This is a genomic window from Arthrobacter sp. TJ-240 (assembly GCF_058269195.1).
Genome location: NZ_JBZCNG010000001.1, coordinates 43,944 through 69,005 on the forward strand (window position 1 = coordinate 43,944; position 25,062 = coordinate 69,005).

The 25,062-nt window shown below is 71.2% G+C and carries 26 protein-coding genes; 7 read left to right on the plus strand and 19 right to left on the minus strand.

What is annotated here, in order from left to right; genetic code table 11:
* Positions 1–9 precede the first annotated feature (9 nt).
* The 14 genes from AC4D2C_RS00215 to AC4D2C_RS00280 all read right to left on the minus strand — a co-directional run bounded on the left by AC4D2C_RS00215 (position 10) and on the right by AC4D2C_RS00280 (position 11,789).
* Positions 10–1,635: a flagellar hook-length control protein FliK gene (locus tag AC4D2C_RS00215; protein WP_490911665.1), complete on the minus strand. Its 1,626-nt coding sequence runs from the start codon at positions 1,633–1,635 to the stop codon at positions 10–12.
* Positions 1,632–2,426: a C40 family peptidase gene (locus AC4D2C_RS00220; RefSeq protein WP_490911666.1), complete on the minus strand. Its 795-nt coding sequence runs from the start codon at positions 2,424–2,426 to the stop codon at positions 1,632–1,634. Before AC4D2C_RS00220 ends, AC4D2C_RS00215 begins: the two co-directional genes overlap by 4 nt.
* Positions 2,423–2,857, minus strand: coding sequence for a flagellar export protein FliJ (locus AC4D2C_RS00225; protein WP_490911667.1), 435 nt, complete (start codon positions 2,855–2,857; stop codon positions 2,423–2,425). The genes AC4D2C_RS00220 and AC4D2C_RS00225 overlap by 4 nt, the downstream gene beginning before the upstream one ends.
* Entirely contained in the window at positions 2,857–4,173 is a 1,317-nt protein-coding gene (locus AC4D2C_RS00230) for a FliI/YscN family ATPase (RefSeq protein ID WP_490911668.1), read from the minus strand. Before AC4D2C_RS00230 ends, AC4D2C_RS00225 begins: the two co-directional genes overlap by 1 nt.
* Positions 4,170–4,772, minus strand: a complete 603-nt coding sequence (locus tag AC4D2C_RS00235; protein WP_490911669.1) for a FliH/SctL family protein — start codon at positions 4,770–4,772, stop codon at positions 4,170–4,172. The genes AC4D2C_RS00230 and AC4D2C_RS00235 overlap by 4 nt, the downstream gene beginning before the upstream one ends.
* Positions 4,762–5,778, minus strand: coding sequence for a flagellar motor switch protein FliG (fliG, locus tag AC4D2C_RS00240; RefSeq protein WP_490904434.1), 1,017 nt, complete (start codon positions 5,776–5,778; stop codon positions 4,762–4,764). The genes AC4D2C_RS00235 and fliG overlap by 11 nt, the downstream gene beginning before the upstream one ends.
* Positions 5,775–7,415, minus strand: coding sequence for a flagellar basal-body MS-ring/collar protein FliF (gene fliF, locus AC4D2C_RS00245; RefSeq protein ID WP_490911670.1), 1,641 nt, complete (start codon positions 7,413–7,415; stop codon positions 5,775–5,777). The genes fliG and fliF overlap by 4 nt, the downstream gene beginning before the upstream one ends.
* A complete protein-coding gene (fliE, locus tag AC4D2C_RS00250) occupies positions 7,415–7,723 on the minus strand; it encodes a flagellar hook-basal body complex protein FliE (protein WP_490911671.1) in 309 nt (102 codons plus the stop codon). Before fliE ends, fliF begins: the two co-directional genes overlap by 1 nt.
* Positions 7,723–8,115, minus strand: coding sequence for a flagellar basal body rod protein FlgC (locus AC4D2C_RS00255; RefSeq protein ID WP_490911672.1), 393 nt, complete (start codon positions 8,113–8,115; stop codon positions 7,723–7,725). The genes fliE and AC4D2C_RS00255 overlap by 1 nt, the downstream gene beginning before the upstream one ends.
* Positions 8,115–8,456 carry a flagellar basal body rod protein FlgB gene (locus AC4D2C_RS00260; RefSeq protein ID WP_490904438.1) on the minus strand — a complete coding sequence of 114 codons (342 nt, stop codon included), beginning with the start codon at positions 8,454–8,456 and terminating at the stop codon, positions 8,115–8,117. The genes AC4D2C_RS00255 and AC4D2C_RS00260 overlap by 1 nt, the downstream gene beginning before the upstream one ends.
* A gap of 124 nt (positions 8,457–8,580) precedes the next feature.
* Positions 8,581–9,015 carry a hypothetical protein gene (locus AC4D2C_RS00265; RefSeq protein ID WP_490911673.1) on the minus strand — a complete coding sequence of 145 codons (435 nt, stop codon included), beginning with the start codon at positions 9,013–9,015 and terminating at the stop codon, positions 8,581–8,583.
* Complete coding sequence (gene fliS / locus AC4D2C_RS00270) at positions 9,005–9,454, minus strand: flagellar export chaperone FliS (RefSeq protein WP_490911674.1); 450 nt, start codon at positions 9,452–9,454, stop codon at positions 9,005–9,007. Before fliS ends, AC4D2C_RS00265 begins: the two co-directional genes overlap by 11 nt.
* A 5-nt stretch (positions 9,455–9,459) precedes the next feature.
* On the minus strand, positions 9,460–10,830 hold the full coding sequence (gene fliD, locus AC4D2C_RS00275) for a flagellar filament capping protein FliD (RefSeq protein ID WP_490911675.1): 1,371 nt from the start codon (positions 10,828–10,830) through the stop codon (positions 9,460–9,462).
* A 134-nt stretch (positions 10,831–10,964) separates the two neighbouring features.
* Entirely contained in the window at positions 10,965–11,789 is an 825-nt protein-coding gene (locus AC4D2C_RS00280; protein ID WP_490911676.1) for a flagellin N-terminal helical domain-containing protein, read from the minus strand.
* 267 nt (positions 11,790–12,056) lie between these two features.
* Here AC4D2C_RS00280 and AC4D2C_RS00285 point away from each other — a divergent pair, with 267 nt between their 5' ends.
* From AC4D2C_RS00285 to AC4D2C_RS00310, 6 genes are all read left to right on the plus strand, one after another.
* A complete protein-coding gene (locus AC4D2C_RS00285) occupies positions 12,057–14,327 on the plus strand; it encodes a putative bifunctional diguanylate cyclase/phosphodiesterase (RefSeq protein ID WP_490911677.1) in 2,271 nt (756 codons plus the stop codon).
* Between the two features lie 158 nt (positions 14,328–14,485).
* On the plus strand, positions 14,486–16,054 hold the full coding sequence (locus AC4D2C_RS00290; RefSeq protein ID WP_490911678.1) for a sulfatase-like hydrolase/transferase: 1,569 nt from the start codon (positions 14,486–14,488) through the stop codon (positions 16,052–16,054).
* Between the two features lie 105 nt (positions 16,055–16,159).
* Positions 16,160–16,645 carry a flagellar protein FlgN gene (locus tag AC4D2C_RS00295; protein ID WP_490904448.1) on the plus strand — a complete coding sequence of 162 codons (486 nt, stop codon included), beginning with the start codon at positions 16,160–16,162 and terminating at the stop codon, positions 16,643–16,645.
* A gap of 7 nt (positions 16,646–16,652) precedes the next feature.
* The gene (gene flgK / locus AC4D2C_RS00300) at positions 16,653–18,038 is read left to right on the plus strand and encodes a flagellar hook-associated protein FlgK (RefSeq protein ID WP_490911679.1); all 1,386 of its coding nucleotides are present in this window, start codon (positions 16,653–16,655) and stop codon (positions 18,036–18,038) included.
* 9 nt (positions 18,039–18,047) lie between these two features.
* Positions 18,048–18,923 carry a flagellin N-terminal helical domain-containing protein gene (locus AC4D2C_RS00305; RefSeq protein ID WP_490911680.1) on the plus strand — a complete coding sequence of 292 codons (876 nt, stop codon included), beginning with the start codon at positions 18,048–18,050 and terminating at the stop codon, positions 18,921–18,923.
* On the plus strand, positions 18,920–19,291 hold the full coding sequence (locus AC4D2C_RS00310) for a flagellar assembly protein FliW (RefSeq protein ID WP_490911681.1): 372 nt from the start codon (positions 18,920–18,922) through the stop codon (positions 19,289–19,291). Before AC4D2C_RS00305 ends, AC4D2C_RS00310 begins: the two co-directional genes overlap by 4 nt.
* 138 nt (positions 19,292–19,429) lie before the next feature.
* Here AC4D2C_RS00310 and AC4D2C_RS00315 read toward each other — a convergent pair whose 3' ends face one another.
* Positions 19,430–20,269: an aldo/keto reductase gene (locus AC4D2C_RS00315; RefSeq protein ID WP_490911682.1), complete on the minus strand. Its 840-nt coding sequence runs from the start codon at positions 20,267–20,269 to the stop codon at positions 19,430–19,432.
* 121 nt (positions 20,270–20,390) lie between these two features.
* On the opposite strand from AC4D2C_RS00315, the gene AC4D2C_RS00320 reads away from it, so the two are divergent.
* A complete protein-coding gene (locus AC4D2C_RS00320; RefSeq protein WP_490911683.1) occupies positions 20,391–21,947 on the plus strand; it encodes a hypothetical protein in 1,557 nt (518 codons plus the stop codon).
* A gap of 17 nt (positions 21,948–21,964) precedes the next feature.
* Here AC4D2C_RS00320 and AC4D2C_RS00325 read toward each other — a convergent pair whose 3' ends face one another.
* Genes AC4D2C_RS00325 through AC4D2C_RS00340 form a run of 4 tightly spaced genes read right to left on the minus strand, consistent with a single transcriptional unit; the run spans position 21,965 to position 25,058 of the window.
* Positions 21,965–22,453, minus strand: coding sequence for a hypothetical protein (locus tag AC4D2C_RS00325; protein WP_490911684.1), 489 nt, complete (start codon positions 22,451–22,453; stop codon positions 21,965–21,967).
* 7 nt (positions 22,454–22,460) lie between these two features.
* Positions 22,461–23,063: a bacterial proteasome activator family protein gene (locus AC4D2C_RS00330; RefSeq protein WP_490911685.1), complete on the minus strand. Its 603-nt coding sequence runs from the start codon at positions 23,061–23,063 to the stop codon at positions 22,461–22,463.
* Positions 23,064–23,100: 37 nt separating this feature from the next.
* Positions 23,101–23,703, minus strand: a complete 603-nt coding sequence (locus AC4D2C_RS00335; protein WP_334208665.1) for a response regulator transcription factor — start codon at positions 23,701–23,703, stop codon at positions 23,101–23,103.
* Positions 23,700–25,058, minus strand: coding sequence for a sensor histidine kinase (locus AC4D2C_RS00340; RefSeq protein ID WP_490911686.1), 1,359 nt, complete (start codon positions 25,056–25,058; stop codon positions 23,700–23,702). Before AC4D2C_RS00340 ends, AC4D2C_RS00335 begins: the two co-directional genes overlap by 4 nt.
* Positions 25,059–25,062 lie beyond the last annotated feature (4 nt).

Below are 25,062 nucleotides of genomic sequence, written 5' to 3' on the forward strand. Positions count from 1 at the left end.
CTTCCGGGTTCAGGCGAAGAGGTCGAGGGTCGAGGTGCCCGGGGCCGGGCGGGCTGCCCAGGTGGGCGGGGCCGGTGCCGGGCGGGCCTCTGCCGATCGGGCGTGCCGTGGTCCGTGATCCCGCGTCCCGTCCCGAGGATCGTCGGGGGTGCCGGTGCCGAGATCGAGCGACGCGGACAGTCCCGACGACGCCGCCTCCCGGCGCAGGTCCGGCAGCGCCTGCCTGAGCGCCTCCCGTCCGCCGTCGGTGGCCGAGAAGAACTCGATCCTCGCTCCGTCCGGTGACAGGCTCGCGCGGATGGTGATGGGGCCGAGGTCCTCCGGCGCGACGGTGACGGTGATGGTGCTCGTCCCGCCCGGGGTGCCGGCCGTAGCCTGTGCGAGCGCGAAGGCAGGGCCGCCGAGCTGCTGGGGCAGGGGCACGGCTGCAGGGCGTGCGGGCGCAGGGGTGTCCGCAGGCGCGACGACGGCCGACGGTGTCTGCTGCAGGGGCAGGTCGGCGCGGGCGGCCGCAGGAGGCTGGGGGGCGCCGGCCTGCTCGGTGGTTCCTGCATGCGGCGTGCCGGCGGCCGGCGCGCCGGGCTCCGCGGGCCGTCCTGCTTCCGTCCCTGCTGCTTCGGTCGGTCCCGCCGTGCCGGCCGCGAGCGGAGTGCCCGTCGCCGGGAGGGAGCGGGCGCCGGCAGCGACCGCATCCGCGGGAGTGGCCGCGGAGGACGCAGCTCCGCCGGCGTCTCCCGCTGCCGGCACCGGAGTCGCTTGAGTTGCGGGCAGGGCTCCGGCGAGCGAGCCCGCCGCGATGCCCTGTGTCGCCGGGACCGGGGCTCCCGCAACGGCGGGTGCAGGGGCCGGCCCCATCGGCCCCGGCGGCCCCGGCGTCGGAGGGACCGCGCCCGATCCGCTCTCCGCGACGGGCGTCGCGGTCCCGGCCGAGGTGGGCGTTCGTCCACCTGCAGCGGCCGTCGACGCGCTCGGGGCGACGGCCCGCACTGCGGCAGCCGGCATCGTCATCGAGGAGGCAGGCCCCGTCATCGGGGGCGCCTGCATCGCGTCGGCAGGACCGGTCGCACCAGCAGGACCGACGGCATCAGCAGGACCGGTCGCACCTGCAGGACCGGTCTCACCAGCAGGGCCGGTAGTGCCCTCGTCCGCCGCCGCCGCGAGGGCGGCCCGTGCGACCGCGATGCCGGCAGCGAGGGGCGAGGGGACATCGTCGGAGGGCGCCTGTGGGCCCGCGGAGGCCTCGCGGTTCGGGTCTGCCGCCGGATCCGATGCCGGCGCCGTCCCCTCCGTCGCTGAGGACTGCCGGGGGCCGCCACGGCGCGGATCCGGCCCGATCGCCGGGGACGGACCGGGCGCCGCCTCGCGGCGCATCACGCCCGTCGACTCCCCGAGGCCTGCAGCCGTGCCCGCGGGTCCGCTGGCGCGGGTATCGTCGGCGGCCCGGACGATGGGCCGGTCCGGGCGGTCAGCATGCCGGCGGTACGCCTCGCCGAACGACGATGCCGAACGGGATGCCGAACGGGATGCGGACAGCGGCGACGCCTCGGAGCCGTCCCGGTTCCCGGCGGCCGGACGGACGGCACGCAGGGTGTCGCGCGGAGCGGCCGTGGCGGGAGATCCCTGGACAGGGCTCATCGGGCCATGCTCGCGAGGAAGGCCGCCTGCGCCGCGTACGCTGCATCGGCGGCTCCCGGAGTGCTCGACGACGCGGCCGACGGGATGGCGGCGGGCGCCATGGACGCCGCCCCCGCGGGGGCCGCGGGCAGGATACGGCGGATGGTGGTGATGTTCGCGTCCGTCTCCCACATGTCACGGACCGCGACGGTCTGCCCCGGCTGCGGGGCGTCAATCGCCTTGCCTCCCCCGAGGTACATGGACACGTGCCCGCCGTCGTGGCTGAACAGCAGGTCCCCGGGCTGCGCCTCGACAAGTGACGGGACGTGTGTTCCGGCGTTCATCTGGTCCCAGGTGACGCGTGGCAACTGGATGCCGATGTCCGCGTAGGCGCGCTGCACGAAGCCCGAGCAGTCCAGTCCCGTGGCCGGGTCCGTGCCACCCCACACGTACGGAATGCCCTCGTAGGAACGCGCCGCCTCGATGAGCCGCGCGGCGTCGCCCGAGGCCGGCACGGGGACGGGGACGACGCCGGGAACCGTGGCGGGGACGACGCCGGGGACCGCGGCGGAGGCGCCGGGAACCGCGGCGGAGGCGTCCGGCGTGGCGGGAGCGGTCGCACCCGCGAGCGCGTCGGCGAAGAGGTCGGCCGTCGCGGACGGTGCTGCGGTGGAGCCGGCCGCCGTCGGGGAGCCCGCCGTCTTCGGACCCACGGGCGAGGTGACGCCGGGGGCGGACCGCGCCGGCGAGGCGAGCATGGTGAGGGTGGACTGGATCTGCTGGATGCGGCCCACCGCGTCGGTCATGGTCATGCCCGGTCCTTCCCTGTGCGCTGGAGCCTTCCGGCCGCTGCGATCTCGTCGAGGACCCGCTGTTCGGCGCCGAGCAGCGCGCTCGCCTCGCCCTCGCTGTGCCGGGCCTCGAGCTTCTCGAGGCCCTTCGTGTCGGCCCGCGCACCCCGGTAGGTGACCTGGGCGCGCTCCCGCTCGGCCTGCAGCCGACCCTCGAGGGCCTGCAGGTCGGCGAGCATGCTGCGGGCCGAGGCACGGGCCGCAGCCACCGCGTACAGGGACGCCGAACCCGCCGGGTCGAGGTCGGTGCCCTGGAGGGCCTCGCTGACGCCGTGGGTCCGGGTCCTCGACGCCCTCAGCCGCTCGTTGGCCTCGGCGAGCCTGCCTGCGGCCTCGTCCTCGCGCAGCTGCTTCAGCCGGAGCAGGCCTGCGAGGGGGAACTGTCGTGCCATCAGGAGATTCCCATCGTTGCTGTGAGGTGGGCGAGGCGGTTCCAGGCGTCGTCGAACGGGGTCTGCTCGTCCATGCGCTGCTGCAGGAAGGCGTTCACGGCGGGCTCGTGGTCCACCGCGGCGTCCACGAGCGGATTGGAGCCGCGGGAGTACGCGCCGACGTCGATCAGGTCCTGTGCGGCCTTCCGCGCGGCCAGGGCACGGCGGAGGACGGCGGCGGTTCCCGCCTGGTCGCGGCTGGTGACGCGGGAGGCCACCCGGGAGATGGACGCGAGCGGGTCGATCGACGGGAAGTGCCCGGCGACCGCCAGCTTGCGGTCGAGCACCACGTGACCGTCGAGGATGGAGCGTGCGGCGTCGGCCACCGGCTCGTTGTGGTCGTCGCCGTCGACCAGCACGGTGTACATGCCGGTCACTGACCCGGTGGCTCCGGTGCCTGCCCGTTCGAGGAGCCGGGCGAGCAGTGCGAAGGTGGACGGCGGGTATCCGCGCGTTGCGGGGGGCTCGCCGACACTGAGGCCGATCTCGCGCTGCGCCATCGCCACGCGGGTCAGCGAGTCCATCATGAGCATGACGTCCGCCCCGCCGTCGCGGAACGACTCGGCGATCCGCGTAGCGACGAACGCGGCGCGCAGGCGCAGGAGCGCTGGCTCGTCGGAGGTGGAGACCACCACGATCGACCGCGCGAGGCCCTCGGGCCCGAGGTCGTCCTCGAGGAACTCACGGACCTCGCGGCCCCGCTCCCCCACGAGGGCGATCACCGAGACCGCGGCGTCCGTCCCGCGCGCGATCATCGACAGCAGCGAGGACTTGCCGACGCCCGAGCCCGCGAAGAGGCCCATGCGCTGGCCGCGTCCCACGGTGGTGAGCGTGTCCATCACCCGGACGCCGAGCTGCAGGGGTTCGGTGATGCGCGTGCGCTCGAGGGCTGCGGGCGGCGTGTTCTCGAGGGACACCCAGGAGACGTCGGTGAGGGGACCACGCCCGTCGATGGGCCGACCGACGCCGTCGAGCACGCGGCCGAGCAGCCCGGGGCCGGCCGGTACGAGCAGTGGGCGTCCCTGCGCGCGGACGGGCGCGCCGGCCTGGATGCCCACGAGGTGGGCGTAGGGCATGCAGCGCAGTCCTGTCAGTGATGCGGCGACCACCTCGGCGTCCACGGGCGAGTCGTCGCCGATGGTCACGAGGTCGCCGATGGCGCAGTCGAGCCCCACCACGTCCACGCCGAGGCCGACGACGGAGGCCACGCGGCCCACGCGCTGGGGTGCAGCTGCGGTGCTGGCGGCCCGGATCGTCTCGTCGAAGGTGAGCGTCATGCCGCACCCTCCGCCAGTGCGGCGCGGACGCGTGCCAGCGCCGCCCCGAGGCGCGCGTCGATGAAGCCGTTCGGGCAGTCCGCGACGGCGTCGCCCCGGTGCAGTGCGGGATCGGCGACGAGGGCGACGCCTGCGGGGGCCGCGTCGGGGCCCAGCACGTCGAGGTCGGCCGGATGCAGCCGGACCGCACGGACCTCTTCGCCGTCCGCTGCCGTGAGGGCCCGCACGACGGCGGCGCGCGCCGACGACGGTGCGTCCTCCAGTGCACGCCCGACCAGGACCTCCGTGATGGAGAAGGCGGCGTCGAGGATGCGGGAGCGGGCCTGGTCGAGGACCGGTGCGCTCCGTGCGTCGAGCGCGCGTGCGGCGGTCTCGAGCACCCCGAGCTGTTGCGCGAGGAGTGCGTCCGCGCGGGCTCGGGCGGCGGCGTGCTCGGCGTCGAGCCGTGCGCGGTGTTCGGCGAGTTCGGCGCGCGCGAGGACCAGTCCGTCGGCGTACCCGGCGGCGTGCCCCTGCGCGATGGCGGTGTCGTGGGCGGCCCGGCCGGGGCCGGGGCCCAGGCGCGGGAAGGAGATCGGGGTGAGGGCGTCAGTCGACAATCTCGTCCTCCTCCCCGCGCATGATGGTGATGGTGCCCTGGGCCTCGAGGTCGCGGATGGCACGCACCACCTCGGCACGGGCCTCCTCCACCTGCGACATCCGCACGGGACCCATGCCCCGGATCTCGTCGTCGAGGATCTCCCTGTTGCGCTCGGAGACGTTCGCGCGGATTACGGTGATCACGGCCTCGGCGGCACCCTTCATGGCGAGCGCGAGGACGGCGGAGTCGATACCGCGCAGCACCTGCTGGACGTCGCGGCGCTCGAAGTTGACGATGTCCGCGAATGTCAGCATGCGGGCGCGCACCTCTTCGGCGAGCGCCGGGTCGCGGCTCTCGAGCCCGTCGAGCAGTTCACGCTCGGTGCTGACATCCGCCCGGTTGATGATGTCCACGAGGGGCTGGATACCGCCGATCCGCGATGCTCCCCGGTCGGGCGCGGCGACAGCGCCCGCCCTGATCTTGATGGTGTCGGCGACGACGGACACGGCCTCCGGCGTCGCGGACCCCATGGTCGCGATGCACTGCGCGACGTCGGTCCGGGTCTCGGGGGCGAGCCCGGCGAGGATCGTGGAGGCGCGCTCGGGTTTCAGGTGGGCGAGGACGAGGGCGATGGTCTGCGGCAGCTCGTGCTCGAGGACCGTCTGGATCTGGCCGGGCTCCACGGTGTCGAGGAACTCGAAGGACTTGCCCGCCACCGTCGAGGCCAGGCGTCCGACGACGCCGGCGGCGCGTTCGGCGCCGAAGGAGGACTCGAGCAGCCCCACGGCCACTTCCATGCCGCCGCGGGTGCGGCGCCGTCCGCTCGTGGCCAGTTCGTGGAACTCCGCGAGCGCCTCCTCGGCTGCGGCCGGCTCGACGCGGCGCAGGCGCACGATCTCCGCGACGATCTCCTCGGCCTCCGCCTCGGACAGCTGGCGGAGGATCTCGGCAGCCCGGTCCTGGTCCAGCTGCATGAGGACCATCGCGGCCTTCTGCGTACCGCTGACAGCTCGTACGGCACTCATACGCTCTGCCTGTCATCCATCATGCTGCGCAGGAATTCGGCCGTCTTCGCCGGGTCCTGCGTGGCGAGGGCGTCGATGTCGGCGCGCATGCGGTCCAGATCGGATTCGGCCGATCCGGCCTGCAGGGCGTTCTGCACCGCCGCGACGTCGATCGTGGTGGTGTTCGGGGCGGGTTCCAGCGGAGTGATCAGCGCGACGGCCGGGTCGAGTGCCGGCGTGCCGGGACCGGGGAGGGCCGGGTAGACGCCCTGCAGTTCGCCGAGGTCGAGCGGTTCGCGCCGCTGGCGGCGTGACCGGCGGGCGTAGACGATGAGGGCGACGATCGCGACGAGGAGGATGGCCGCGACGATCGACAGCGTGCGGATGAGGGCCGCGCGCTGCTGCTCCGCCTGCGCCGCTTCGGCTTCGGCGAGCGCATCCGCGGCGGCGTCCGCCCCCGCCTCGTTGAAGGGCAGCTCCTCGACCGTCACCACGTCCCCGCGCGCGGTGTCGATCCCTGCGGCGCTGGAGACGAGGGCCGTCAGTGCCGCGGCGTCCATGTTGGCCGTGGCTCCCTGGTTCACCGCGACGGAGACGGTCTGGCGGTTGATGCCGCCGGCCGGCACCGTGGTGGACTCGGTGGTCTTGTTCACGGCGTTGTTGCGCGTGCTGGTCTCCGAGTTGAACGTGCCGTCACCGTTGGCACCGTCTTCGGGGACGGCGATGTTGTCCGGTCCGAGGATGCCGGCGTTCCCTCCACCGGCTCCCTCATAGGCCTCGGTGGTCGTGGATTCGTTGAGGGCGGGCGCGTTGTCGGGCGTCGTGAAGCTCTCCTCGACCCGCTCGGCGCTCTCGAGCTTCATGTCCGCGGCCACGGCGACGGTGGCGTTGCCGGCTCCGAGTACGCGGTCCAGCATCGACTGCACGGACGCCTGGATGCGCTGCTCGTAGTCGGACGCCTGCTGGTCCGCGCCCCCGGTGGCGCCGACGCCGACGGCGGAGAGCACGTGGCCCTCGGCGTCGATCACGGCGACGTCGGCGGCGTCCATGCGATCGATCGAGGCGGACGTCAGGTGGGTGATGGCCTGCACCTGGTTGCTCGAGAGCGTGGTGCCCGGGCTCGTCTCGACGAAGACCGAGGCGGTCGGCTTGCCCTGCTCGGCGACGAACACGGTGTCCTCGGGGATGGCGAGGCGCACGGTGGCGGCCTTGACGCCCTCGATCGCGGACACGGTGGCGGCGAGCTCGCCCTCCAGGGCGCGCTTGTAGGTGGTGGACTGCTGGAACTCGGAGGAGGTGACCCCCATGTCGTCGAGCAGCGAGTATCCCCCGGTGGACGACGACGGGAGGCCGGCCGAGGCCGCCTTGATCCGCTGGTCGTACACGGCGCCCTCGGGGACGAGGATGGTGCCACCGCCCTGGGTCAGCTCGTACGGCACGCCGTCGGTCTGCAGCTGATCCACGATGGTGCTGGCGTCCTCGCCGCTGAGCCCGGAGAACAGGGGCGTGTAGGAGGGCTTGGACAGCCAGGACGTGAGCGCGATCCCGCCGAGCACGAGCACGGCGACGCCGATGATGGCGATGGTGCGCTGGGCGATGGTGAAGCTCTTCACGGCGTCACCGAGGCGCGTCGCTGTGGCGGACAAGGGGGTGGGCATCAGGCCTGCATCCTCATGATCTCGTTGAAGGCGTCAACGCCCTTGTTCCGGACGGCCGCGACGAGCTCGAGCGTCACCTGGGCGCGCGTGGAGGCGAGGGTGGCGTTGTGGATGTCGGTCAGGTCGCCGGTGACGGCCTGCACGGCGAGCTCGTTCGACGTCGACTGGAGGGACCGCACGTTGTCCACGGCGGAGGTGAGCGACGTGGCGAAGCCCTGCCCGCCGGCATCGGACGCCGATTCCGTGCCGACGGACGGCAGGTAGGAGGTGGCGGCGGGCTGGACCGCGCCGATCGCGGGAACGGGCATCAGGAACGTCCAATCTGGAGGGCGGCCTCGTAGGTGGCCTTCGCACGGTCGACGACGGCGGCGTTGGCCTGGTAGCCCCGCTGCGCCATGATGAGCTGCCCCATCTGGGCGCTCATGTCGATGTCGGGGTAGCGGACGTAGCCGTCCTCGTCCGCGAGGGGGTGGTCGGGTTCGTGCACCAGGCGGCCCTCGGCGTTGCCGAACTCGGCACCGGCCACGTAGGCGCCCTGTCCGTTCTCGTCTGCGCGCGCCGTGATGTAGCGCTGCTGGAAGGCTGCGCCGTCGGTGGAGGTGACCGTGTTGGCGTTGGCCATGTTGTCCGCGACGGCGTCGAGCCACTTGCGGTGCAGGGTGAGGCCGGTGCCGGAGATGCCGATCGCATCGAAGGTCATCAGGACGTCCTGAGGGCGGTGCGGATGCTGGTGAAGGGGCCTTCGACGGCGCGGGCGGCGAACTGGAAGCGCAGCACGGTGTCGATGTTCGAGAGGGTCTCGGTATCGAGGTTGACGTTGCTGCCGTTCAGCCGGGTCGGTTCGAGGGACGTCTCCGTGGTGGCCTGCGCGCTGCCGTCGCCCATCGACACCGAGCGGGCCAGGGCGTCCTCGAAGCTGACGCGCTGGGCGTGGAAGCCGGGGGTGTTGACGTTCGCGATGTTGTTCGCGGTGGCGCGCTGGCGCAGGGCGAGCCCGTCGAGGGCGCTGCGCATTGCGAGCGAGGACACGGAATCGAGCACGACGGCAGAACCTCTTCCAACAAGGTTGAGCGGCCGATCCATGGCCTGGGAGTGAGCGATCCGTGCTCACCGGCGACTATCGGACGGCGGAGGTCCGGCTGTTAGCCGCTTCGGGGAAGAACTTTCAGCCCGTCACGTCGACGTACACCGAGGACTGCGGCCGGGCCGTCGCCGAATGCACGGAGCCGAGGGCCGAGCGGTGGCGCCGCAGTGTAGCGGCCTCGGCGGCGAGACCCGCGATGGCGCTGCGCTGGCGCTCGCTGATGCGGCGGGCGCGGGCCACGAGGGCCGTGGGGATGGGTCCGTCGACGCGCGGCGGCGTCCAGCTGCCGAGGGCGGCGGCCTGGTGCACCAGGGTCCTGGCAGGAACCATCCCGGCCTCTGCCTCATCCACAGCGGCCTCGAGGGCGTCGAGCACCGAGGACCACGCCGTGAGTGCAGCGGTTGCCGTCGCGGAGCGAGGATCGACGGAGAGGCCGACGGCGGGCTCGGGGTGGGACGTGGCCGTCGACGTCACGCCCTGGCCGGCGGGCAGGGCCGTGGTGAGGTCAGCCGACACCGAGGACTCCGAGTGAGCGCGGCGCGTCCTGGTCCTGCGAGGCGGCGGGCTGTGCCTGCCCCGTGCGGGCGGCCTCGTGCCACGCCCGGCGCAGCGGCTCGAGGATCTCCGCGCACTCGGCGGTCCTGGTGCGGTCCCGCCGGGTATTGGCCTCGACGAGCGTCTGGCGCACGTAGGTGTAGAGGGACAGGAGACCGGCGGCGCCGTCCCAGACGTCGGTGCGCAGCGAGGACATGAGTTCGCCGACGATGTCCTGGGCATGCAGCAGGTTCTCCCTTGCCACGGCCCAGTCGCCCGTCTCCTGCGCGGCACCGGCCCGGGCGAGATCGAGCAGCAGCCGGTCGTAGAGCATGGTCAGCAGCCCCGCGGGTGTCGCCGACAGGACGGCGTCCTGGACGTACTGCGAGCGCTTGGCCTGGTATCCGTTCATCTGCAGCATCTGGGCTAGCTTCCGTTGGTGGGCAGGCCGGCCAGCTGGGATGACAGCCAGTCGCCCTGGGATTGGAGTTTTGAGAGCTGGACCTCGAGCGCCGAGTAGGTGCGTTCGAGCGTCGCCCGGCGCTTCTCGAGCCGCGTGTCCCAGCCGGAGACCTGATCATTGAGGCTGCGGACGGTCGATTCCTGGCTCTTGATCCGGCGGGTGAGTTCGCCGTCGTACTTGTCCGAGGCGGCCTTGCCGGCTTCCGCGACGCGTCCCGCGAGCTGCGCGAGCGCGTCCTTCACGGCGGCCGGGTCCTTCGCGAGGGCGGCGGCGAACTTCTCGGCGTCGAATTCCACGGTCCCGGAGCGGGTGAGCGTGATACCGAACTCCGACGTCGATCTGCCATTGATCGGCGCCGTCGCGGCCGTGAGCACGGACTGGGCGATGCCCCGGACGGCGCTGTCGCCCGTGAACCTGCCGGACGTGGGGGCGGCACCGGCAGTAGCACCGGGCGTGACCTTGGTGTTCGTTTCGACGAAGGAGAAGACGCCGCGCAGTGCGTCCACGAGCTCCTTCGCCTTTGCCGACGTGGCATCGGCGTCACGTGCGACGGTGACGGACACCGGCTCGGTGGTGGTCTTGCTGACCGTGACGGAGACTCCGGGGAGGATGTCGGCGAACGTGTTCGACGACGAGGTCACGGCCTGCTCGGCCGCCGTGCCGCCCCACAGGACCACCTCGGCGTCTTGGGCGGTGCGGACGGTGGCGGCTCCGGCCTCGGCGAAGAGATCGGTCGCGGTCCCCGCGGTGATGTCGGCGGCCGTGCCACGGAACACGGAGAAGCCGTGCTCGGTGCCCGGTTCCTTCGCGGTGAACTGGAGCCGGTACTGGGCGACCCCGTCGACGGTGCCGGCGCTGACCTTCGTGGCGGTGATGCCGACGTCGGCGTCGTTCACCTGGGCGACGACGTCGTCGAGGGTGCCGGTGGTCCTCACCTCGGTGGTGGTACCGTCCGCCGCGCGCAGGGTGAGCGTAGAGGCCGCCGGCGAGAAGGCCGTCATGGTCGCCGTGACCGAGGACTGCGAGGAGGCTAGCTGTCTGACGGTGAAGTCGAGCGTGCCGGCACCTGCGGACGAGGTCGCCGTGGCGGTGACGGTGTCGCTCGTGGAGGTGGCCTTGTAGAGGTCGAGGGCTTGAGGCTTGGCGGTCTTCGTCGCGAGCTCCGTCAGGGAGCTCAAACGGGTGTTCAGCTGCTGCAGCGCAGTAACGAAGCCCTGGGTCGAGGTGGCCTTGGCCTTGAGGATCGACTGCGGGCGTGCTTCCAGCTGCATGAGCTGGTTGATCATGTTCGTGGTGTCCAGCCCGCTGGCGATGCCGTCGATGGAGAACGCCATGGGTCTACCTCTCGGGTGGGGCCGGGATGTGCTGCTTATCGGTCGGGGGTGCTTCGCGGCGAATGCACGGTGGCGGGACCTCTCGGTCCAGGATCAGTCCCGCCACCGTGCACCTTCGCCTACGAACTCACCGTCTAGCGGAGGAGCTGAAGGACACCCTGGTTCATCTGGTTGGCCTGCGCGAGCATCGCCGTACCGGCCTGCGAGAGGATGTTCGAGCGGGTGAAGCTCGCCATTTCCTTCGCCATGTCGGTATCGCGGATGCGGGACTCGGCCGCGGAGAGGTTCTCCTGCGAGACGTTGATGCTGTTGATCGCCGACTCGAAGCGGTTCTGCACGGCACCGAGGCTGGAGCGGGCCGAGGAGATGTCCTTGATCTGCGCATCGAGCTCGGTGATCGCCAGCAAGGCGTTGGCCGAAGTATCGAAGGAGAGGCCCTCGATCGCCGTAGCAACGGCGGATACATCAGTCAGTGCAACCTTGATCTGGTCATTGGCAGCGACATCGCCCGCGCCGACCTGGAAGGTCAGGTCTTCACCGCCCTTGAGGAGGTCGATACCGTTGAAGTTCGTCCCACCCGAGATGCGGGTCAGTTCGTCCTTCAGCGCCGTCACTTCGGTCTGGATTGCGGTACGAGAGTCGGCGTTGTTCGAGTCGTTGCCCGACTGCACCGCGAGGTCGCGGACACGCTGCAGGATGCTGTGGACCTCGGTCAGTGCACCTTCAGCGGTCTGGACCACGCTGATGCCGTCCTGGGCGTTGCGGGCTGCAACCCCGAGGCCGTTGACCTGTGAGCGCAGGCCCTCGGCGATGGACAGGCCGGCGGCGTCGTCGGCTGCACGGTTGATGCGCAGACCGCTGGAGAGCTTCTCGAGCGACTTCGACATGTCGTTCTGCATCCCCGAGAGGTTGCGGTATGCGGTGTTGGCCGCGGTGTTGGTGTTGATCTGGAAACCCATGATGTATTCCTCCGTGAAAGGGCTGCTATCGCCGGCCCATCCATGGGCCGGCACCAGTAGCTATCGGAGGCGGGTGAGCGATCGTTAGGACTCGACGCAACTTTTTTCCGGACGCCGTCCCTGAGATCTGGATACGCGCAAGGTAGCCCAAGGTTTCACGGCGGGTTGCAGCGCAACGGGCCGAATCCGGGATCGTGCCCGCGCCACGGCCCTAGGCTCTTTCCTCCATGGTCAGGCTCCTGATCGTCGAAGGGAAGGATGTGCAGGGTGCGTGCTGATGACCGTATGGCCGGCAGGACCGGTGCGATGAGGCTGGATGCCTCCCGCATCCTGGTCATCGTGACGGTCTCGGTGCTACCGCTGTATATCGTCGTCCTCCTGATCGGCGCCCCGGCCCGGTTCGACCCGTTCGGTGCGTGGCTCGGCATCGTCGTGGAGCTCGGCGCCGTTGCGGTGTGCGTCGGCGCACTGCGGCGGACGCGCTGGTCGCAGTGGCAGATCCTGCTCGGTGCCGCCGCCGTCGGCGTCTACACGGCGGGAGACCTCTCCTATCTCGTGGCGTTGAACGGGGAGCAGTCCCTCGCCGTCGTCACCGTCGCAGATGTGGCGTATCTCTGTTTCTATCCGTTCATGATCGGCGCCCTCGCAGTGACTGTGCGGAAACTGAAGGGCGTGGCCTGGCCGGTGCTGCTGGACGGCCTGGTGGGGGCACTGGCCGCCGCCTCCCTCATGGCCCTGATCCTCGTGCCGGTCCTGCGGTCCGGGGCAACCGGCGGCACCACGCTCGAAGTGGTCCTCGCTGTCATCTACCCACTGCTCGATCTCCTGCTCGTCACCACTGTGGGTGGCCTGCTGGCCTCCCGGGGGCTCGATCTGGGACCGCGCTGGCCGCTGCTCATCGCCGGCCTGATCTTCTTCTCAGCCGCGGACATCGCCTATGCCCTAGGCATGGCGGACTACGCCGTCGGCACGGTCACCGACGCCGGCTGGATCGTGGGGCTCGTTGGCATCGCGGTATGGGTCGACGGCATTGCGCGGTCCGATCCGTCGGCCCGTCACCGTGATCGCGGCCTGCCCGCGCTCACCACGCTGGTGGTGTCCACCGCGTCGGCGCTCGCAGTCCTGATCATCGGCTGCCAGGTCCCCATCCCGCTCGTCGCCCAGGTCCTCGCCGCCCTCACCCTGCTCCTGACCGCGGCGCCTCTCGTCTTCCGGAACCGCATGCTCGGGATCCTCGCCACCACGGATGAGCTGACAGGGCTTCCGAACCGCCGGGGGTTGGTCGCCGATCTTCCCCGACGGGTGGGCGGGAACCGCGTCGGGGCGCTGCTCTTCATGGACCTCGACCGTTTCAAGGACGTCAACGATGCGCTGGGACACGACGTCGGGGACGCCCTCCTCGTGCAGGTCAGCGAGCGCTTCGCCCGGCAGGTGAAGCCCGGCGACCTCTTCGCACGCCTGGGCGGCGACGAGTTCGCACTGTTCCTGGACGGTGCGTCCAGGGAGGAAGCCCTCACCGCGGCCCGACGGCTGGAAGCAGAGCTCGACCAGCCGATCCAGGTCGGCACGGCCTCCCTGAAGGTCAGCGTCAGTATCGGTATCGCGCTCACCCCGGACAACGGCACCGACACCACCCTCCTGATGCGCAAGGCGGACATCGCCATGTTCCGCGCCAAGTCGGACCGCAGCGGGCACCACGTCTACAGCTCCATGGACGACGACGGCGGCGCGCGGAAACTGAGGACCCTGCAGGAACTGCGAGTGGCACTCGCCGAGGCCCAGTTCGAGGTGCACTACCAGCCCAAGGTGCGCCTGACCGATGATGCCGTGAGCAGCGTCGAAGCCCTGATCCGGTGGAACCACCCCCTCCTCGGGCAGCTGCCACCGGCGTCCTTCCTGCCCCTAGCGGAAGAAGCGGGCCTCATGCCCGAGATCTCCGCGCTCGTGCTCGAGCAGGCCGTGGCGCAGGTGGACAGGTGGCGTACCGAAGGGCTGGTGATCAGCGTCGCCGTGAACCTGTCCGGATCCTGCATCCAGGAAGGACTGCCCCGGCAGATCCGCCTCCTCCTCGAAGAACGCGACATCCCGCAGGAATGCCTCGTGCTCGAGATCACCGAGGACATGCTGATGCGGAACCCGGCCGATGCTGCGAAGATCCTGGCGCGGCTCCGCGCGAAAGGCATCCAGATCTCGATCGACGACTTCGGGACCGGATACAGCTCCCTGGCGTACCTGCGCGATCTCCCCGCCGATGAACTCAAACTGGACCGGTCCTTCATCACCGCCATGCGCACGGACCGCCGAGCCCATGGTCTCGTGGGCTCCATCATCGACCTGGCGCACAGCCTGGACCTGCGGGTGGTCGCCGAGGGAGTGGACAACGAGGCGACCCGGGCGGAACTGCGGGCGCTGGGATGCGATCTCGCGCAGGGCTTCCACTTCGCGCGCCCCCTGCCCGCCGCCGACGTCGCCCCCTGGATCCACGCCCATACCCCGGCCGTGCCTCAGGACGACGCCCTGGTGGCACAGAGAATCTGACTGACAGCGAAAAGTATTCGAGGTATACATCGCCTACGCGTGGGTGAACCGCCGGTGAACAGGTAGCGTGGCAGTACCAGTTTGTTCCCATGCCCGAGGACGGGTCAGATGTCAGGGGTCTTCGGCGGACACAGGCATCCCGAGCGCGAGGTGTTGTCATGTCCGGCCGGATTCTGCACGCGACCCGATGGTTCGGCGTCGTCCTGGCGCGTCTCCTGGTCTATGTCCTCATCTGGGCAGGGCTCGCGCTGCTCATCGCCGGCATCGGCATCCGAGCCTACTGGGGTGAGATCTCCGTCGGCCAGATGCTCCTGAACCTCGTCACGGTCAACCCCGACGGCGGGGGTGGCGCCATGGTCTGGACCGGCATCCTGGGAGTCGGCGTGGTGCCCTTGCTCATCACCGTGGCCATCGCCGTGGGACGGCACGTGCGGCGCCGCCGGCGCCGTGACGACGTCGCACCTCCTCGCCGCTCGCAGTGGATCCTGCGCACCGTCTCCACCGCCCTGGTGGCTACGGTGGTCGTCGGTGGCACCACGGCCTTCGCCACCGCTGTGGGTATGGGGGACTACCTCAGGGCCGCGAACTCCGGGTACGACCTCGCCGAGTACTACGTGGAGCCGACCGTCACCGGCGACGCGGACAAGCGCAATCTGGTGCTGATCTACGTCGAGTCCGGCGAGGCCACCCTCGCGGACGCCCAGCTCTTCGAGAAGGACGCGTTCGTTCCCCTGAAGGAGGCCACCGAGGCCTCCGACGGCTGGCAGAGCGTGGACGATTTCCAGCAGTACGAGGGAGGGGGCTGGACCATGGCCGGTCTCGTCTCGACGCAGTGCGGCGTCCCGCTGAAGGGCTCGGGGTCCGGCGCCGGCAGCAGCTCCAGCGCCGAGCCCGCCGATCCTGCCGAGTCCGCGACCGACGCCGGCTCCTACCTCGGTGGGACCACGTGCCTGGGCGATGTCCTTCACGAGCACGGCTACACCAACGTGTTCCTGGGCGGGGCCAACGCGTCCTTCGCCGCCAAGGACACCTTTCTGGGCAGCCACGGCTACAGCGAGGTCAAGGATCTCTCCGACTGGCGGGCCGCCGGGGAGCCGGAGACGAATTTCCGCAGCGACTGGGGCCTGAGCGACGAACGCCTCATGGCCCACGCCCGCGACGAGATCGACCGGCTGCACGCCGAGGCGGAGACGACCGGCCGGCCGTTCAACCTCTCCCTACTGACCCTGGACACCCACGAGCCGGTGCACGTGTACGACTACTGCCCCGTGGACACCCGGAACGAGGTCACCTCCGTGTTCGCCTGCTCCCTGACGCAGGTGGCCGGTTTCGTGGACCACATGGAGGCGAAGGGCTACCTCGACGACACCGCCGTAGTGATCATGGGCGACCACCTCAAGCACATGGGCGCCGGCGACGCGTTCCACGAGCAGCTGGACGACCACGCCGGCCGCACGATCTACAACCGGATCCGGATCCCGGGTGCGGACGGGATGAGCACACTGCGCCCCGGCGTGGACCAGCTGAGCATGTTCCCCACGCTCCTGGAAGCAGCCGGCCTGACCCTGCAGGGTCGTGAGGCCGGGCTGGGCGTGTCCGCTTTCTCCCCTGACGTCCCGATCGGTTCGGCGCAGGCACTGGACCCTGCGACCTACGGCGAACTGCTGCACTCCCACTCGCCCCGGTTCTACACGGCGGCCTGGTCAGCCGGGGACGACGCCCGGTAGCGCCGCCCATGAGCAGGGGCTTCGCAGGATCGCTTACAACCGGGCACCCGCTGCCGATAGTTCTCCCGGTTCCACATGACGGTGGCGCCGGAGAGGAGGGACACCGTGAGCACACAGGATCTGTCCGCCCTGCTCTGGCAGGAGCGTGAACTGCTCGAACTCCTCGTCTTCAAGCTCGAGGAGGAGCAGCTGCTGCTCACCTCCGGCAAGACCCGCTGGCTGCACCACGCCACCCGGGAGGTGGAGCAGGTCCTCGAACGGCTGCGCGAGACCGGCCTCGCCCGCGCCGTGCATGCTTCCGGCGTGGCCGGCGCATGGGGCATCGACGACAACGCGACCCTCCGCGAACTGGCAGCGGCGGCCCCCGACGGACCCTGGCAGGAACTGCTTTCCGCGCATCTCCAGGCCATGACGGCGCTGGTCGCCCAGATCGCCGCGCTGCGCGACACCAATCAGCAGTTCCTGAGAGCGGCCAGCCGGTCGACCCAGGAGACCCTCGCAGGCATCGGCACCGGAGCGGGCACCTACGCCGCCGACGGTGCAGCCTTGCAGAGCCACGGCCAACCGACCCTCCTCAACAAGGATCTGTAGCGGAACAATGAGCACCTTCAGCGGACTCACCACGGCCTACTCCGGCCTCGCCGCCGCGCGCGCGGGCCTCGACGTGACCGGGCAGAACATCGCCAACGCGACGACGCAGGGGTACACGCGCCAGCGGCTCGAGACATCCGCGGCCGCGCCGGTCCGGCCCACGCTCTTCAGCACCGGCACCCGCGCGGGTGAGGGCGTGCTCGCGCAGGGCATCGCCCGCCTCGGTGACACCCACCTCGAGGCGCGGGTCCGCATCACGGCCGGTGCCGCCGGGTACACCGCCGTGCGTGCCCAGGCGTACTCGGCACTCGAGGAGGGGCTGAAGGAGCCCGGCACCAACGGCGTCTCCGACTCCCTCCAGAAGTTCTGGGCGGGCTGGCAGGGCCTGTCGAACCAGCCCGACAAGGACGCCCCGGCATCCGCGCTCCTCGCCGCAGCCGGGCAGCTCACCTCGCGCATCGCTGCGGGCTACCGTGAGGTCCAGACGCAGTGGGCGTCCACCCGGTCCTCGGCCGCCGGACTCGTCACGGAGGTGAACGACGCCGCCGCGCAGGTCGCCGACCTCAATCGGCAGATCCGCTCCAGTGTCGCCTCCGGCGCCCCGGCCAACGAGCTCGTCGACCGCCGCACCACACTGACGGCGACACTCGCCGGTCTGACCGGGGCCACCGTCCGCGACAATCCGGACGGTACCGCGGACGTGCTGCTGGCCGGCAACCCGCTCGTCGCGGGCACCACCGCCCGCGGCCTGCAGGTCGCCGGTCCCATCCAGCTCGACGGCGCCGGCACGGTCCGGATCGAATGGACGCACCGGCCCGGCGCCTCCGCGGGCGTGGAGAGCGGCGAGCTCGCAGCGACGCTCTCGCTCCTCGCCCCCGCCGACGCGGGCGGTGCCCTCGCGCAGGCCGCGGCCGGGTACGACGCCTTCGCCGCGGATCTCGCCGGCCAGGTGAACGCGCTGCATGCGAACGCGGGCAAGGGACCGTTCTTCGCTTACCAGCCGGAGCGGGCCGCCGCCTCGCTCGCCGTCGTGCCGGCGCGCCGCGAGGACCTCGCGGCGGGCGCTCCCGGCGCGGGCGCCTTCGACGGCTCGGTGGCGGACGCGATCTCCGGGCTGGGTATCGGCACGCGGTCCCCCGACTCCGTGTGGTCGGCCTTCGTCACGGATCTCGGCGCCGCAGCACGCGCCGAGCTGCAGGGCAACGCCCTCGCGGAGGTGTCGGCCACCACCGCGCTGCAGCAACAACTCGGTGCCACCTCGGTGAGCATGGACGAGGAACAGGTCAACCTGCTGGAGTACCAGCACGCCTACCAGGGCGCTGCGCGCGTGATGACGGCCGTCGACGAGATGCTCGACGTCCTGATCAACCGCATGGGAATCGTAGGACGGTAGGAAGGCACCATGATCACCCGCGTCACCAACCAGACCATGCTGCACGGAGCCCAGCGCTCCCTGCAGGTGAACCTCGCCCGCCTCGCCGACCTGCAGGAGAAGGCGTCCAGCCAGAAGGCCATCGGCCGCCCGTCGGACGACCCGGCCGCTGCGGCCGAAGCCCTCCGCGTCCGCGCCGAGATCGGCGCCACCCGGCAGTACGGCCGGAACATCGCCGACGGTGAAGGGTGGCTGACCCAGCTCGACAACGCGATGACGATGTCGAAGCGGGCCCTAGACACCGCGAACGACCTGACGCTGCAGGGCTCCAACTCGTCCCTGCCGCCCGCCGCCCGCGAGGCGCTGGCACTGAGCATCGAGTCACTGCGCACCGAGCTCGTGGTGCAGGCCAACGCCACCTATGGGGGCCGCTTCCTGTTCGCCGGGAACTCCGATGCCCCCGCCGCCGTCGCTCCGGATCTCACGTTCACGACCGGCGGGACCGTCGAGCGCCGCGTCGGCCCGCACGAGACGATCCGTGTCGACGCCGACGGCGCCGCCGTCTTCGGCAACGGCTCCGGCTCTGCCTTCGCCCTGCTGGACACCATCGCCGCTGACCTGCGGGCCGGCAAGGACGTGTCCGTGCACCTCGCACCGCTGCAGCAGCGCATCCAGGACCTCACCGCCCACCACAGTGAGATCGGCACGCGCCACGCACGCCTGCTCGGCGCCAAGGATGCTGTCGCCGATGCCTCGCTGGCTCTCGAAGGAGAACGCGCCGCCGTGGAAGACGTCGACCTCGCGTCCATCATCCTGGACCTCAAGCTCCAGGAGACCGCCTACCAGGGTGCCCTCGCCGTCTCGGCCCGCGTCCTGCAGCCCTCGCTGATGGACTTCCTGCGATGAGGGCCGCCTTCGTCACCCCTCCCCCGGGCCTCGCACCCCTCACACGCTTCGACCTCGAGCAGGTGCCGGGCGCGGACGGGCTGTTCACACTCACCGCAGCCGACGAGCCGAGCGTGCGCCTGTTCCTCCTCGACGCCGCCACCTATGTGCCGCACTACAGCCCGCGCTTCTCGGACGCGCAGCGCGACGTGCTCGGATCCGACGTGCCGGAGGCGCACCTGTTCGTCGTCGCCAACCCGGGGACCGGGGGCACCACCGTCAATCTCGCCGCACCGATCGTGCTGGATCCCTCGACGGGGCGCTGCGCCCAGCTGATCCTGGACGGGACCGACTATCCGCTGAAGGCGACGCTGGCCCGGGCCGCCTGAGGCCAGGAGCAGGGACGACAGGAGCCGCCCGGCATCGCCGGGCGGCTCCTGTCGTCATCGGTTGCGCTGCAGCGGGACTCCGCCGTCGGGCAACCCCCGTGACGTCGGGAGGAACTGCGGTGTACGGGCCCGCAGGGGTCAGGCGAAGTCCGAGGTTGCCGGATCGGCGCCGATGCGGCCTGCTGCACCCTTGTCGAGGCCGTTGATGGCCTCGATGTCCTCGTCCTCGAGCTTCACGTCGAGCGACTCCCAGTTCTCGATGATGCGGGACTCGGTGACGGACTTGGGGATGACCACGTTGCCGAGCGCGAGGTGCCAGGCGAGGACCACCTGGGCGGGCGTAGCGGTCCGCTTCTGTGCGATGTCCTGCAGCACGGCGTCGTCGAGCAGTCCCTTGCCGGAGCCGATGGGCGACCACGACTCGTGCAGGATGCCCTTCTCCGCCTCGAAGGCACGCAGCTCGGCCTGGTTCAGGTACGGGTGGGTCTCCACCTGGTTGATGACCGGCACCACGCCGGTCTCGTCGATGATCTCGGTGAGCGCCTCGATGGTGAAGTTCGAGACACCGATGCTCTTCACGCGGCCCTGCTTCTGCAGTTCGATGAACGCCTTCCACGTGTCCACGTACTTGCCCTGCTTGGGCTGCAACCAGTGGATGAGGTAGAGGTCGAGCGTCTCGAGGCCCAGGCGCTCCATGGACTCGTCGAAGGCCTTCAGCGTGCTCTCATAGCCCTGGTCGGCGTTCCACAGCTTGGTCGTGATGAACATTTCCTCGGGGCTCAGGCCCGACGTGGCGATCGCCCGGCCGACGCCTGCTTCGTTCCCGTAGATCTTGGCGGTGTCGATGTGGCGGTAGCCGGCCTTGAAGGCCTTGCCGACGACCTCCTCGGCGACCTTGTCCTCGACCTGCCACACGCCGTACCCGAGCTGGGGGATCGTGAGGCCGTCATTGAACGTAAGGTTTGGTGATGTAGTCATATAGGCGGGAACGAACGCGCCCGTTCATTTATTTCTGTTTCCATCGACAACTATCAGCCCGCGAGGTATTCGCTCCCGGAGCGGACCCATGCGGACCAGCCTGCGATGACGGAGGTATGGGATGAGTGCCGCCGACGATCCCGTGCGGGTCACCCTCCATGACGACGCCTACCGGTACGCCTTCCGCCGTTCCCGGTCCGCGCGGCTCGCCGCGGCGGCGGCGCTCGAGGCCGTGGAGGCCGTCGACGCACATGCAGCCGGCCATCCTGTCGAAGCCGACCAGGCCGCCGAAGGGGTCAGGGTCCTCCTGGTCACCGCGGCCCGGGCAGCCCTCGAGCGCTACCTCCCGCCGGCTCTCCCGCCCCGGGTCGAGGTCGATGATCTGCAGGCGGCCCTCGCCGCCCTCGCTGCCGGTGAGCGCGAGTTCCTCCTCCTGCACCATTGGGACCGGCTGGACGTCGAGGCCGCAGCGAGGGCCTCGGGAGAGGACGCCGGGAGGTTACGCGACGTCGAGACCGTCTGCGCCAGCCGGGTGGAGGCTGCGGAGGGCTCCGTCGTCGCCCTCGCCGCGCTCCTCGCGGACGCCGATCCGGCCCGGGCCGTCCAGGAGGAGGACCTGGGGCGCAGCCGTGGTGCGCTCCCCGACCGGGCGACGGCGACGGCGACGACCGACCCTCCGGCGGAGGTCCGTACCACCATCCCCGCAGCACCGGTGGAGGACGAACAGCCTCCTCCGCCCGGCGATGACGGCGGGTCCCGGAGCCGGAGGATCCAGGTGGTGGTCGGTGCCGCCTGCATCCTCCTGATCGTGGCGGCCTTGACCACGGCTCTCCTCCCCCGCCGTGCCGCCGGTCCCGCGGAGGAGACGGCCCGCCTCTACGACCTCGCGGACGTCGTGGCGGTGGTGGCCGCCTCGAACGTCCAGCCGACCGTGATCAACGGCGAGGTGCGGATCCTGCGGGGAGCCACGGTGGTGCAGTTGCTGAAGGGCGACGAGACGCGCCGGGTCCTCACGGTCGACGTCACGGGGCGGAGCACGCTCGAGCGCCCGTACAGCCGCAGCTTCTTCCCGCCCAACCAGCTCATGTTCCTCGAACACGGCGAGCACGGCGTCCTCACGCCGATCGAGGGCGAGGGCTCCGTCCTGACCCTCGTGGACCGCAGGGTGCCGGAGGCCGCCACGAGCAACGGCGATCCCGCTCCCCTCCCGGACGGGCTGCGCGACACCATCCGGGCCATGCCCGAGGAGGAGCTGCCGCTCGAGACGAGCGGCGTGCCTCCCGGGGCGCTGGACCCCGCGGCCGTCGTGGGAATCCGCCCACCGGAGGGCCGCGATCCGCAGGACATGCCGGGCACCCTCCTAGGCACGTTCCGCATACATGCCGAAGGCGGGCAGGCGTGCGTGCTCTTCTCGTTCAACGGCCGCGCGATCCTGCTGCGCTGGCCGGAGGGCTTCACCGCCTACGAGCGGCAGTCGATCTCCGACGACGGCGATCCCGCCGGCGGCCTCCGCGTCCTCACCGTCCTGAACGAACGCGGCTACCCGTACGTGGACGAGAACCGGTCGACGCCGTTCATCCGCGGCGTGCCGACGGGCGCCCGGGGGACGTGCGACGGACGGCAGTTCGAGCTGTGGGACATCGCCGTCGACCCGGGAAGCACCCTGTTGTCCTACTGATGGCTCACGGGGTTGCCCTACTGATGGCCTATGGGGCGCCGACCGGGGCGCTGACCGGTGTCCGGCATGGCCCGTTCGGCCTCCTCGACGTCCTCCGCCACCAGCTGTGCGCGGCGACGCACGTTGTCGAGGCCGGAGGACGCGATGCCCCACCGCTCGCCGTCGAGCCGGGCCATCGCCGCGGCCTCGGCCGTCGTGGCGAGCGTGTTGCCCGCGCGAGACAGCGCCCGGTGCACCTGCATGAGCGCTCCGGGGATGTCGAGCCCCGTACTCGGCGAGGACGCCTGGGCACGCACGCAGACCTCCCGGACCCGCGGGAGCATCGCGCTGAGATCGTTGGCGATGCCGACGAGTTCGTTGTAGACGTCGTCGTCGTCGATGCCCTCGAGGATCTGGTGGTAACGGTCGAGTCCGCGGCGGAAGCGGTCGTGCGCGCGCCGCCACACCCCGGTGCCCAGCTCGGCGTCGTCCTTCCGTCCCTGCCGCGCGGCCGCGAAGAAGGCCACGGACGCCCTACAGGTACTGGCCGGGCCCGTGGGTGTCCGCGGGGGACGCCTGGGCGCTGCGTCCAGCCGGGACGCGCCGGGGCTCGCCGTCCTCGCCGACCACCACGCCGGGCGCGATCACCGTGCCGGGCGGGAGTTCGCGGAGCTGGAGGCGGGCTGCGAGCTGCTGGTTCGCCATCTGCTGGGCCGCCAGCGCTGTCTGGATGCCGTGGAAGAGGCCCTCGAGCCAGCCCACGAGCTGCGCCTGCGCCACGCGCAGTTCCGCATCCGTGGGCACGGTCTCGCGGTCGAACGGCAGGTTGATGCGGTGCAGTTCCTCGACCAGTTCGGGGGCGAGGCCGTCCTCGAGCTCCCGGACCGAGCGCTCGTGGATGGCGGTGAGGCGGGTGCGGCCGGCATCGTCGAGCGGGGCGGACCGGACCTCCTCCAGCAGCTGTTTGAGCATGGTGCCGATCCGCATGACCTTCGCCGGCTCGTCCACGAGCTCCGCGAGCTTGGCGGGACGGTTGTCCGCGGCGGGTGCCGCGGGTGTCGCGGGTCCGCCGGGCTGCGGGGTGTCCGGCGTGCCGGGGAGGGGGATGGCGGGGCCGGCAGGCTGCTGTTCAGTCATGACGCAATGCTCCCACAACCGCTCGGGAGCGGGCACGTCAGATCCAGCCTTGTTCCCATGCCCGGGCGGCGGCCTCGTGGCGCGACGGTGCGTCGAGCTTCGCCATCGCGGACGACACGTAGTTCCGTACGGTTCCCGGCGCCAGGTGGAGTTCGCGCGCGATCGCCTGGACGCTCGCGCCCTGCCGGCCGTGGCGCAGGACGTCGAGCTCCCGGACGGTCAGCGGACAGGACTCGCCCGTCAGGGCGCTCGCCGCGATGTCCGGGTCCACGTACCGGCGGCCGGCCGCGACGTCCCGGATGACGTCCGCGAGCTTGTCCGCGGGCGTGGACTTCGGGACGAAGCCGGACACCCTGCTGGCCAGCGCGCGCCGCAGGACGCCCGGCCGGGCGTGCCTGGTCACGATCACCACGCGGGTCGCGACCGACCGGAGGATCTCCTCCGCGGCGTAGATGCCGTCGGTCGGGGGCATCTCGAGGTCCAGCACGCACACGTCGGGCGAGTGCTGCTGCGCGAGCCGCACCGCATCGGTCCCGTTGTCGGCACTCGCCACGATCTCGAGGTCGGGTTCGAGCCCCAGCAGGGCCTCGAGGGCGCCCCGGATCAGATGCTCGTCGTCGGCGAGGACCAGGCGGATCACGATCCCTCCCCCAGGGCCCGGGCCGCAGAGGCGGGAGCCCCGACGGCCGGGGCCGGGGTATCGACCGCGATGGCTGTCGACGTACCCGGTGAGGCCCCGAGCGTGACAGCATCCGGGGCTCCCGGCGTGGTGGCCGTCAGGACGAAGCGGTCGGCCTCGAGCCGGGCATCGACAGCGCCACCGACGGCCTCGAACCGCTTCCGCAATCCCTCGATCCCGGTTCCCGCCGTCCGCGGCCCGGGACCACCGACGCCGTCGTTCGTCACCGAGAGGACGTGCCCCTGGCCGCTGCGCACGAGCCGGAAGGTCACGCAGCCGGCTTCGCTGTGGCGCAGGATGTTCGTGGTCGCCTCCCGCATGACCAGCCCGAAGAGCGTGCGCTCCTCCGACGGCAGCCCTTCGGCGTCCACCTCCACCGAGGCCTGGATCCCGGCGGCGCGGAGCACCTCGGCCGCGTTGGCCGCCTCGGCGGCGAGGGACACGGTGCGGTAACCGTGGACCAGGGCGCGGGTGTCCTCCAGCGCGGTGCGCGCGAGTTGCTGGGCCTCGCCGATCTGGATGCGTGCAGCCACGGGATCGACGTCGAGCAGGCGGCCCGCGAGCTCGGTCTTGAGCGCGATGACCTGCAGGTGGTGCCCCTGGATATCGTGCAGGTCGGCCGCGAAGCGCAACCGCTCCTTCGCGACCGCGAGCTCGCCGGAGGCCCGGCGGCTGTCGTCGAGCCGCAGCACGATCTCCCACCACCAGATGCCGCCCACGAACAGCAGGGGCGTCATCAGGGCCCAGACGCCCAGCGAGACCAGGCCCTCGGTGTCGGCCGCGGGACCGCCGGCAGGCGTCCCGAGGAGGATCCCGAGCATCCCGTGGAGGAGGAGTACGGCGAACGCCATGGCCAGTACCCGCCAGCGCGTGCGCCGGTCGACGACGACGGCGAGGGCGTTCGCGGCGAACCAGAGCGGCAGGGCGGCGACCCAGAGGGTGTGGGGCTGGACGAGGCCCAGGAACCACAGCCCGGCGGGCGGGAGCAGGAGCCACAGCGTGTACTTCCGCTCCGGCAGCCCGCCTCCGAGTCCACTCCGGAAGAACCAGCAGTAGCGTGTCAGGGCTGCAACGGACACGACAGCGAGCGCGATGAGGACGACGTCGAGGAGCTGCAGCCCGTAGTCGCCGCCGGAGAGCATGAACAGCGCGTTCACCGCGCTGACGAAGATGCCGTAGAGGACGATCGACGAGACGGAGTACCGCCAGGTGGCGCGGACGCCGCGGCCGGCCTCCGGGACCGGAGCGGTTCCGGCGGCCGCGATCGCGGGCCCGTCGGGGTCCCGGTTCCGGGGGGAAGCCTTGAAGAGCACCATGCCG

Bases quoted from the DNA above. Each gene is read 5' to 3' on its own strand.
- AC4D2C_RS00215 (WP_490911665.1), bottom strand. From the start codon at position 1,635: ATGAGCCCTGTCCAGGGATCTCCCGCCACGGCCGCTCCGCGCGACACC.
- AC4D2C_RS00220 (WP_490911666.1), bottom strand. From the start codon at position 2,426: ATGACCATGACCGACGCGGTGGGCCGCATCCAGCAGATCCAGTCCACC.
- AC4D2C_RS00225 (WP_490911667.1), bottom strand. From the start codon at position 2,857: ATGGCACGACAGTTCCCCCTCGCAGGCCTGCTCCGGCTGAAGCAGCTG.
- AC4D2C_RS00230 (WP_490911668.1), bottom strand. From the start codon at position 4,173: ATGACGCTCACCTTCGACGAGACGATCCGGGCCGCCAGCACCGCAGCT.
- fliG (WP_490904434.1), bottom strand. From the start codon at position 5,778: ATGAGTGCCGTACGAGCTGTCAGCGGTACGCAGAAGGCCGCGATGGTC.
- fliF (WP_490911670.1), bottom strand. From the start codon at position 7,415: ATGCCCACCCCCTTGTCCGCCACAGCGACGCGCCTCGGTGACGCCGTG.
- fliE (WP_490911671.1), bottom strand. From the start codon at position 7,723: ATGCCCGTTCCCGCGATCGGCGCGGTCCAGCCCGCCGCCACCTCCTAC.
- AC4D2C_RS00255 (WP_490911672.1), bottom strand. From the start codon at position 8,115: ATGACCTTCGATGCGATCGGCATCTCCGGCACCGGCCTCACCCTGCAC.
- fliS (WP_490911674.1), bottom strand. From the start codon at position 9,454: ATGCTGCAGATGAACGGATACCAGGCCAAGCGCTCGCAGTACGTCCAG.
- fliD (WP_490911675.1), bottom strand. From the start codon at position 10,830: ATGGCGTTCTCCATCGACGGCATCGCCAGCGGGCTGGACACCACGAAC.
- AC4D2C_RS00280 (WP_490911676.1), bottom strand. From the start codon at position 11,789: ATGGGTTTCCAGATCAACACCAACACCGCGGCCAACACCGCATACCGC.
- AC4D2C_RS00290 (WP_490911678.1), top strand. From the start codon at position 14,486: ATGTCCGGCCGGATTCTGCACGCGACCCGATGGTTCGGCGTCGTCCTG.
- flgK (WP_490911679.1), top strand. From the start codon at position 16,653: ATGAGCACCTTCAGCGGACTCACCACGGCCTACTCCGGCCTCGCCGCC.
- AC4D2C_RS00305 (WP_490911680.1), top strand. From the start codon at position 18,048: ATGATCACCCGCGTCACCAACCAGACCATGCTGCACGGAGCCCAGCGC.
- AC4D2C_RS00310 (WP_490911681.1), top strand. From the start codon at position 18,920: ATGAGGGCCGCCTTCGTCACCCCTCCCCCGGGCCTCGCACCCCTCACA.
- AC4D2C_RS00315 (WP_490911682.1), bottom strand. From the start codon at position 20,269: ATGACTACATCACCAAACCTTACGTTCAATGACGGCCTCACGATCCCC.
- AC4D2C_RS00320 (WP_490911683.1), top strand. From the start codon at position 20,391: ATGAGTGCCGCCGACGATCCCGTGCGGGTCACCCTCCATGACGACGCC.
- AC4D2C_RS00330 (WP_490911685.1), bottom strand. From the start codon at position 23,063: ATGACTGAACAGCAGCCTGCCGGCCCCGCCATCCCCCTCCCCGGCACG.
- AC4D2C_RS00340 (WP_490911686.1), bottom strand. From the start codon at position 25,058: ATGGTGCTCTTCAAGGCTTCCCCCCGGAACCGGGACCCCGACGGGCCC.